The sequence below is a fragment of the Halovivax sp. genome, assembly GCA_007119345.1.
GTDB lineage: Archaea > Halobacteriota > Halobacteria > Halobacteriales > Natrialbaceae > Halovivax.
In genome coordinates this window covers 20,868-28,273 of sequence record SKPV01000135.1, presented here as the reverse complement: position 1 = coordinate 28,273, position 7,406 = coordinate 20,868, and the positions used below count along the sequence as shown (strand labels likewise).

Here is a 7,406-nt window from a genome sequence, read left to right as displayed (position 1 = left end):
GTATGAGCGACGACGATCTCGCCGAAGCGATCGCGGAGCTCGCCGAGGCGATCCGGGACCTACGGGACGAACTCGACGCCGAGCGACGCCGGCCGCGACCCGGGTTCCCCCGACCGCCCCAACCCGGGTTCCCCCGACCGCCGCGGCCGGACGAGCTGCTCAGGGCCGCCGACGAAGTGGCGATTCCCGCACTCATCGCCGTGCTGGAGGCGAACGTCCGCGCGCTCGAGACCGCCCAGCGCGGGCTGCGTGTGGTCAGACGGGGGCGCGACGCCCGGGATCGGGCGAACGAGGCGAGCGACCGCTCCCGAGAGCGGGCCGCCGACCTCGGTCGGTCGACGCTCGACCAGCTCGACGCCGCCCTGGCCGCTCTGCAGCGGAACGTCGCGAGCGACCGGGAGGACGTCGCTTCCCGCGACCTGGTCGAACGGACGAGGGCCCTTCGAGACGAAGTCGACCGACGACTCGCCGACGTGGCCGACGAGTCCACCCGCGAGTCGCCGGCGGGAGCGAGGCGGATCGAGATCGACGACGACTCGGACGGCGACGGGCCCGGGAGCCGGGGATCTACGGCCGAGGACGCGGACGAGTCCGGGACCGGGGGGCCGGCGAGCGACTCGCGGAAGGGTCCGGAAGTGGACGTGGATGCGGAGCTCGAGACGCTAAAAGAGCGGTACGGGAGGGACGCCGAATCCGAAGAGCCGGGTCCCGACACCGAACGGACGGACCCGTCGGCGCCCGACGGAAACTCCGAGCCGACCGCTGGTGACCCGACCGTTCGCCCCACCACCTCCGACGATGACGACGCTCCCGGTCCGGCATCCGACGATCGAGCGAGCGGGTCCGAGAACGCGAGGAGCGACCCGACCGACGAATCCGAGGGCGCCACCGACGGAACGGACGAATCCAGGGGCGTTTCCGACGGAACGAACGAATCCGGAGGGGGTACCAACGGAGCGAACGAATCAGGGGACATTTCCGACGGAACGGACGAACCTGAGGACGGTTCCGACGGAACGGACGAACCTGAGGACGGTTCCGACGGAACGGACGAATCGGGCGGAGCGAGCGCGGACGATCCCGGCGACGACGATCAGTCCGAAACCGGTTCGAACCGGTAGCCGTCCCACTCCTGGCTATCCGGTTCGCGAATCCCCGCTCCCGGCGTCCGGAGTTCCTCGACGTGAACCGGGCGAACCTCCTCGCCGATCTCGATCTCGTCGGTCGTCAGCTGGCCGATCGCGCGAACGGCCTCGCCGTCGACGTCGAACTCGACGATGGCGAGCGGGTTCGGCTCGCGGACGCCGGGCGGCGTCGCGGTGCTGGTCGTCCAGGTGACCACCTCCGCCGTGTACTCGCTGAGGTCGACCGTATCGACCGGGTCCGAGCCGTTCGGTCCGACCGGGTGACCGGGGTAGCCGATCGATCCGTCCTCGTACCGGAACGCGTCCATGGTCATGCTGCGGCCTCCATGATGGTGGTGATGACACAGTTACCGAACCCGCCCACGTTACAGCAGAGGCCGACGTCGGCGTCGACCTGCCGCGGCCCGGCTTCGCCCGTCAGCTGTTCGTAGATCTCGACGCCCTGGGCGACGCCGCTGGCGCCCAGCGGGTGGCCCTTCGACTTGAGCCCGCCCGAGGTGTTGATCGGGAGCTCGCCGTCCTTCTCCGTGTACCCCTCCTCGACGAGTTTCCAGGCCTCCCCCTTCTCGGCGAACCCGAGCCCCTCCATCTGGAGGAACTCGAGGATCGTGAACATGTCGTGCAGTTCGGCGACGTCGACGTCCTCGGGGCCGTAGCCGCTCAGCTCGTAGGCGCCCTTCCCGCTCTCGACCACGCCGGCCATCGTCGTCGGATCCTCGCGCTCGTGGACGACGTGGGTGTCGGTCGCGCCGTCGACCCCGGCCACGACGACGTACTCGTCGGCGTGCGCTTTCGCGACGGATTCCGGGCAGAACAACAGCGCCGCGGAACCGTCGGTGATCGGACAGAAGTCGTACAGCCTGAGCGGGTCGGCGACGATCGGCGACTCGAGGATCGTCTCCACGTCGACTTCCTTCCGAAACTGCGCCTTGGGGTTGTCGACGCCGTTCTTGTGATTCTTCGCCGCCACCCGCGCGAGGCTCTCCCTGGGCGCGTCGAAGCGATCGAGGTAGTATCTGGCCGTCAGCCCCGCGAACGACGGGAGGGTGACCCCGTGCTTGTACTCCACCGGGTGGGTGATCGAGGCGATGATATCGGTCGATTCGGCGGTCGATCGGTGAGTCATCTTCTCGCCCCCGACGAGTAGCGACATCTCGCTGGCGCCGCTGGCGACCGATCGCCAGGCCGCGTAGATGCCGGCTCCGCCGCTCGAGCTCGTCTGGTCGACTCGCTCCGTGTAGGCCGGCAGCAAGTCGAGGTCGTGGGCGAGCGCGTTCATGATCCCCGTCTGGCCCTCGAACTCCCCGCTGGCCATGTTCGCGACGTACAGGTGGTCGACGGCGTCCCCTTCGACCCCCGCGTCGGCCAGGCACTCGGTACCGGCCTCGGCGAGCAGTTCGCGGATCCAGCTCTCTCGCCGGCCGAACTGGGTCATCGACGCACCGATGATTGCGACACGTTCCATGTTTACAACGTCTACGAACGCGGTGTTAAACGGTAGGGATCGGGCGAGGGAGACCGGCGATGCGCCGGATCCCCGGGCGATCGGGGTATCGACTTCGTCCCGAATCACGAACTCGCCGAGCCCCCGGGTGACAAAACCGCCGGGTTCACGACCCACGGAACCGCCGAGTGTCCGGGTGGCGAAACCACCCGGGTCCGAAGGTATCTTGTCTGTCGCGGGGGAGCTTCCGGTATGCGAGACGTCTACGTGATCGGGGGCGGCCAGACCGCGTTCGGTGCCTTCCCCGACGAGAGCTACCGGTCGCTCTTCGCGACGGCCTACGAGCGGACGCTCGAAGCCGTCCCGAAGGGCGTCGATCCCGACGAGATCGACGAGGCGGTGGTGGGAACGCTCGGCGTCGGCGGTCGCCAGCTCGGCCTCTCCGGGCCCGCCGTCACCGAACACGTCGGCCTGCACGGCGTTCCGTGCAGCCGCATCGAGAACGCCTGCGCCGCGGGCGGCTACGCCGTCCGACAGGCCGTCCAGGCGATACGCTCCGGGATGGCCGACGTCGTCCTGGCGGGCGGCTTCGAGGTGATGACCGACCTCTCGAGCGACGTCACCAAGTACTGGCTCGGCGTCAGCGGTGAAACCGAGTGGGAGCGCACGACTGGCACGACCTTCGCGGGCGTCTACGCCCAGCTGGCGAGCGCCTACTTCGAGGCGTACGACGCGACGCCCGAGCACCTCTCACGGATCGCGGTAAAGAACCACGAGAACGGCGCGATGAATCCGAAAGCACACCTCGGATTCCCCTGCTCGCTCGAGGACGCCGTCGACGCGCCGACGGTCGCGGATCCGCTCAACCTCTATCACTGCTGTCCGACCTCCGACGGAGCCGCGACGATGCTGCTGGCGAGCGAGGACGTCGTCGGCGAGTACACCGACGAGCGGATCCGGGTGGCGGGCGTCGGCGCGGCCAGCGACCGCGTCGGCCTCGCCGATCGCCGATCGTACACCGAAATCCCCGCGTCCAGGAGGGCCGCCCAAAGCGCCTACGACGCGAGCGGCTACGGCGCCGCCGACGTCGACGTCGCCGAAGTCCACGATTGTTTCGCCATCGCCGAGCTCGTCGCCTACGAGGACCTCGGCTTCGCGGAGCGGGGCGAGGCGCACCGGCTCGTCGAGAACGGCGCGACCGGACTCGACGGGGAGCTTCCGGTGAACCCCAGCGGCGGCCTCAAGTCCAAGGGCCACCCGATCGGGGCGACGGGCGCCGGCCAGCTGGTCGAGCTCGCGGACCAGCTCCTCGGCCGCGCGGGCGATCGACAGGTGGACGGTGCGGCGGTCGGCCTCGCCCACAACGTCGGCGGCAGCGGCGGCGCGGCGGTCGTCCACGTCCTCGAGGACGAACGGGAGGTGAGCGCATGAGGTCCGGGATCGCCGGCGTCAGCGCGTACGTCCCGCGCATCCGACTCGAGGGCGAGGAGATCGCCGACGCCTGGGGGACCGGCGGCCCGGCCGGTATCGAGCGGACGGCGGTGCCCGATGCCGACGAAGACGCGCTGACGATGGCCTACGAGGCCGCGGCGGCGGCGCTCGAGGCGGCCGACGTCGCGCCCGCGAACGTCGGTCGATTGCTTCTCGCGACGACGACGCCCCCGCTGGAAGAGGAGTCGGGATCCGCGCGGCTCGCGAGCTTCGTCGGGCTCGACGCCGACGCCGCGCAGCTGAGCGGGAGCACGGCTGCCGGGGTCGACGCGCTCCTGACCGGCCTCGACGGCGGTGGAGAACCGGCGCTCGTCGTCGCCAGCGACGCGCCGCGGGGCGCCCCCGACAGCGACCTGGAACGCGCGGCCGGAGCGGGCGCGGCCGCGTTCGTCCTGACCGCGGACGGCCCCGGGTCGGTCCGGGACGTCGCTTCGACGATCGGCGCGTACCCCGGGACGCGGTTTCGACCCCGCGGAGCGGTCGAAACGCGCGAGCTCGGGATCACGAGCTACGATCGAACGGCCTTCGTCGAGACGGTCGAGGCGGTCGGCGACGCGCTCGAGTACGATTCCGAGGCGCTCGACGCCGTGGCCCTTCAGGCGCCCGACGGCAAGCTCCCCTACCGGGCGTGCGACGCCCTGGGCGTCTCTTCGGAGCGGGTGCACGCCGGCACCGTCGTCCACGACGTCGGCGACGCCGGGGTCGCGAGTCCGCTGCTGGGGCTCGCATCCGCCGCCGCGGACGGCCACGTTCACCAGCTCCTCGTCGGCTACGGGAGCGGCGCCGAAGCGAGCGGCGCCGTCCTCGACCTCGACGACGTCCCCGTCCGAACCCGCCTCGAGGGGACCGAGACCGTCTCCTACGCCGGGGCGCTTCGCCTGCGAGGCGAGATCACGCCGGGCGAGCCCGAGGGCGGCGGAGCCTACGTCAGCGTTCCGACCTGGCGGCGGTCGCTCCCGCAGCGTCACCGGCTGGTCGCCGGTCGCTGTGCGTCCTGCGGCGGTCTCAACCTGCCGCCGGACGGCGCCTGCGTCGGCTGTCACGAACTGGCTCCGTACGAGGAAGTGACGCTCCCGGGGACCGGTACCGTCGAGGCGACGACCGTCATCGAGCAGGGCGGAGCCCCGCCGGAGTTCGTCGAACAACAGGCGAGGAGCGGTTCGTTCGTCAGCGCGATCGTCGCCCTCGACGGGCCGGACCGCGAGGACGACGGCGGTCGGTTCCCGACCGACGAAGCGGTGAGCCTCCCGATGCAGGTCCTCGCCGACGAGACGGACGCCGTCGAGATCGGAGATCGCATCGAGACCACGATCCGTCGCGTCTACACTCAGGAGGGCATGCCGCGATACGGGCGGAAAGCCGTCCTGGAACGCGCACGTCGATAAGTCGTCGCGTCGCGCTCTTAGCGCGATGACGCGCCGACGATCCGGTCGATGTCGGGCGCATCGTCGACGAGCCGATAGCCCTCGTCGGTACGCTCGACGACGTCGTGGTCGGCCAGGTGATCCAGGTGGGCGAACGCCTCCCCGGGTCCGTGCAGGATGTGGATGTTCTCGAGCGAGCCGAAGAGTGCGTCGCTGACCTCCCAGGCGGTCGCGGGAGCCGCCTCCCGGAGGACGTTCACGACGCGCTCGGTCCGCTCGTGGTGGTGCTCGCGGATCGTCTCGGCCCGCCCGGTCGGATCGTCGATGACGTCGCGGTGACCGGGCCAGACCCGATCGTAGTCGCGGTCGGCGATCCGTTCGAGCGTCTCCAGGTAGTGCCCGAGCGCTCCGTCGAGACGGAGGTCGGCGCCGCCGACGTTCGGGGTGTAGACGGGAAGGATCACGTCGCCGACGAACGCCTCGCGGGCGCCGTCGCGTTCGAACTCGAACGAGCAGAGACCGGCCGTGTGCCCCGGCGAGTGGACGACGTCGAGCGAGACGTCGCCGATCTCGATCTCGTCGCCGTCGGCGATCGGTTCGATCTCGTCCGGCGCGTCGATGTCGGGAGCGTCCTCGAGGAACTCGCGGAGCTCCGTCCGCTTGTCCGCCGGCATTCCCCACTCCTCGAACCGTCGCTCCTGGAGGTCGTCGTAGGCGTCGAGGGCGTCTTCGTCGTGGCGGACCATCGGTTCGTCGTCCTCGTGGATGAGTACCGGGGCGCCACCCGCGGCCTCGGCGACCTCCCCGGCCAGCCCCGCGTGGTCGATGTGAAAGTGCGTGAGGACCACGAGGTCGACGTCCGCGAACGATCGGTTGCGAGCGGCGAGGCCGTCGGCGAGTTCGTCGCGGATCGACGGTCGCGGGATGCCCGTGTCGATCAGCGCGACCGTCCCGTTCGATTCGAGGAGGTACGTGTTGTTCTTCCCCTCGAACTCGTGGTTGCCCAGCGTGATCGCGTTCAGTTGCACGGGTGCGGGAAGGCGGCGGGTGCTCGTAGCGTTGTTGGAATCGGCACGCGGCTCACCGGCCCTCGAACTCGGGATCGCGACCCTCCACGAACGCGGTGACGCCCTCCTCGTGGTCGTCCGTCTGGAAGACGATCCCCTGGGCGACCGCCTCGTCGGTCATGGCCTGCTCGAGGGAGTTCTCGAACCCCTCGTTCACCAGGCGCTTCGTGTGGCGGAGCGCGACGGTGGGCCCGTCGGCGATCCGCTCGGCGACCACGCGGGTTTCCTCGTCGAGTTCACCGGACGGGTAGACGTGATTGACGAGGCCGAGTTCGCGGGCGCGATCGGCGCCGAACACGTCGCCGGTGAACACCAACTCCTTGGCGACGTTGGAACCGACCAGTCGCGGGAGCAGGAACGAGGTGCCCGCGTCCACGCCGAGGCCGACCTGCCGGAAGACGAAACCGAACGAGGCGTCCTCGCTCGCCAGCTGGAGGTCGCAGGCGATCGCGAGGTTCGCACCCGCCCCCACCGCCGGGCCGTCGATCTTCGCGATCGTCGGCAGGGGAGAGCGATAGAGCCGACGCATCGTCTCGCACGTCGAACGCTCGAGCGCCCGGACCCGATCGTCGAGCGGAACGTCACCCGCCAGCCCGTCGACCATTCGCTCGACGTCGCCGCCCGCGGAGAACGCGTCGCCCGCCCCCTCGATCACGACCGCACCCGCGTCAGACGATTCCACCTCCTCGAGCGCGTCGAGGAGGCCGTCCCCGATCTCTTCGGAGAGCGCGTTGCGCCGCTCGGGCCGATTCAGGGTGATCGTCGCCACGTCGCCGTCGACGTCGAGCAGGACCGCGTCGTCGGTCATACGCAGACACATTACCAACCACGAACGTAACACTTTGGATGGTTACCAGCGTTTTTTCAGAGAGCGCATTCTCAACCGACGTTCGAA

At 70.0% G+C, this 7,406-nt stretch carries 7 protein-coding genes; 3 read left to right on the top strand and 4 right to left on the bottom strand.

What is annotated here, in order from left to right:
* The coding region (locus QZT59_RS09405; protein WP_290814727.1) for a hypothetical protein at nt 1-1,121 on the top strand (1,121 nt) is incomplete at its 5' end.
* Here the strand turns inward: QZT59_RS09405 and QZT59_RS09400 are convergent.
* Both QZT59_RS09400 and QZT59_RS09395 read right to left on the bottom strand, forming a co-directional pair.
* Nucleotides 1,094-1,459, bottom strand: coding sequence for an OB-fold domain-containing protein (locus QZT59_RS09400; RefSeq protein ID WP_290814724.1), 366 nt, complete (start codon nt 1,457-1,459; stop codon nt 1,094-1,096). The two genes, QZT59_RS09405 and QZT59_RS09400, sit on opposite strands and share 28 nt — an antisense overlap.
* Nucleotides 1,456-2,610, bottom strand: coding sequence for a thiolase family protein (locus QZT59_RS09395; protein ID WP_290814721.1), 1,155 nt, complete (start codon nt 2,608-2,610; stop codon nt 1,456-1,458). The genes QZT59_RS09400 and QZT59_RS09395 overlap by 4 nt, the downstream gene beginning before the upstream one ends.
* Nucleotides 2,611-2,841: 231 nt before the next feature.
* On the opposite strand from QZT59_RS09395, the gene QZT59_RS09390 reads away from it, so the two are divergent.
* Entirely contained in the window at nt 2,842-4,020 is a 1,179-nt protein-coding gene (locus tag QZT59_RS09390; protein WP_290814718.1) for a thiolase domain-containing protein, read from the top strand.
* A complete protein-coding gene (locus QZT59_RS09385; protein ID WP_290814716.1) occupies nt 4,017-5,465 on the top strand; it encodes a zinc ribbon domain-containing protein in 1,449 nt (482 codons plus the stop codon). Before QZT59_RS09390 ends, QZT59_RS09385 begins: the two co-directional genes overlap by 4 nt.
* Before the next feature lie 17 nt (nt 5,466-5,482).
* Here the strand turns inward: QZT59_RS09385 and QZT59_RS09380 are convergent, their stop codons facing one another.
* Complete coding sequence (locus QZT59_RS09380) at nt 5,483-6,466, bottom strand: MBL fold metallo-hydrolase (RefSeq protein ID WP_290814730.1); 984 nt, start codon at nt 6,464-6,466, stop codon at nt 5,483-5,485.
* 58 nt (nt 6,467-6,524) lie between these two features.
* A complete protein-coding gene (locus tag QZT59_RS09375; protein WP_290814713.1) occupies nt 6,525-7,319 on the bottom strand; it encodes an enoyl-CoA hydratase/isomerase family protein in 795 nt (264 codons plus the stop codon).
* Nucleotides 7,320-7,406 lie beyond the last annotated feature (87 nt).

Bases quoted from the DNA above. Each gene is read 5' to 3' on its own strand.
- QZT59_RS09400 (WP_290814724.1), bottom strand. From the start codon at position 1,459: ATGACCATGGACGCGTTCCGGTACGAGGACGGATCGATCGGCTACCCC.
- QZT59_RS09395 (WP_290814721.1), bottom strand. From the start codon at position 2,610: ATGGAACGTGTCGCAATCATCGGTGCGTCGATGACCCAGTTCGGCCGG.
- QZT59_RS09390 (WP_290814718.1), top strand. From the start codon at position 2,842: ATGCGAGACGTCTACGTGATCGGGGGCGGCCAGACCGCGTTCGGTGCC.
- QZT59_RS09385 (WP_290814716.1), top strand. From the start codon at position 4,017: ATGAGGTCCGGGATCGCCGGCGTCAGCGCGTACGTCCCGCGCATCCGA.
- QZT59_RS09375 (WP_290814713.1), bottom strand. From the start codon at position 7,319: ATGACCGACGACGCGGTCCTGCTCGACGTCGACGGCGACGTGGCGACG.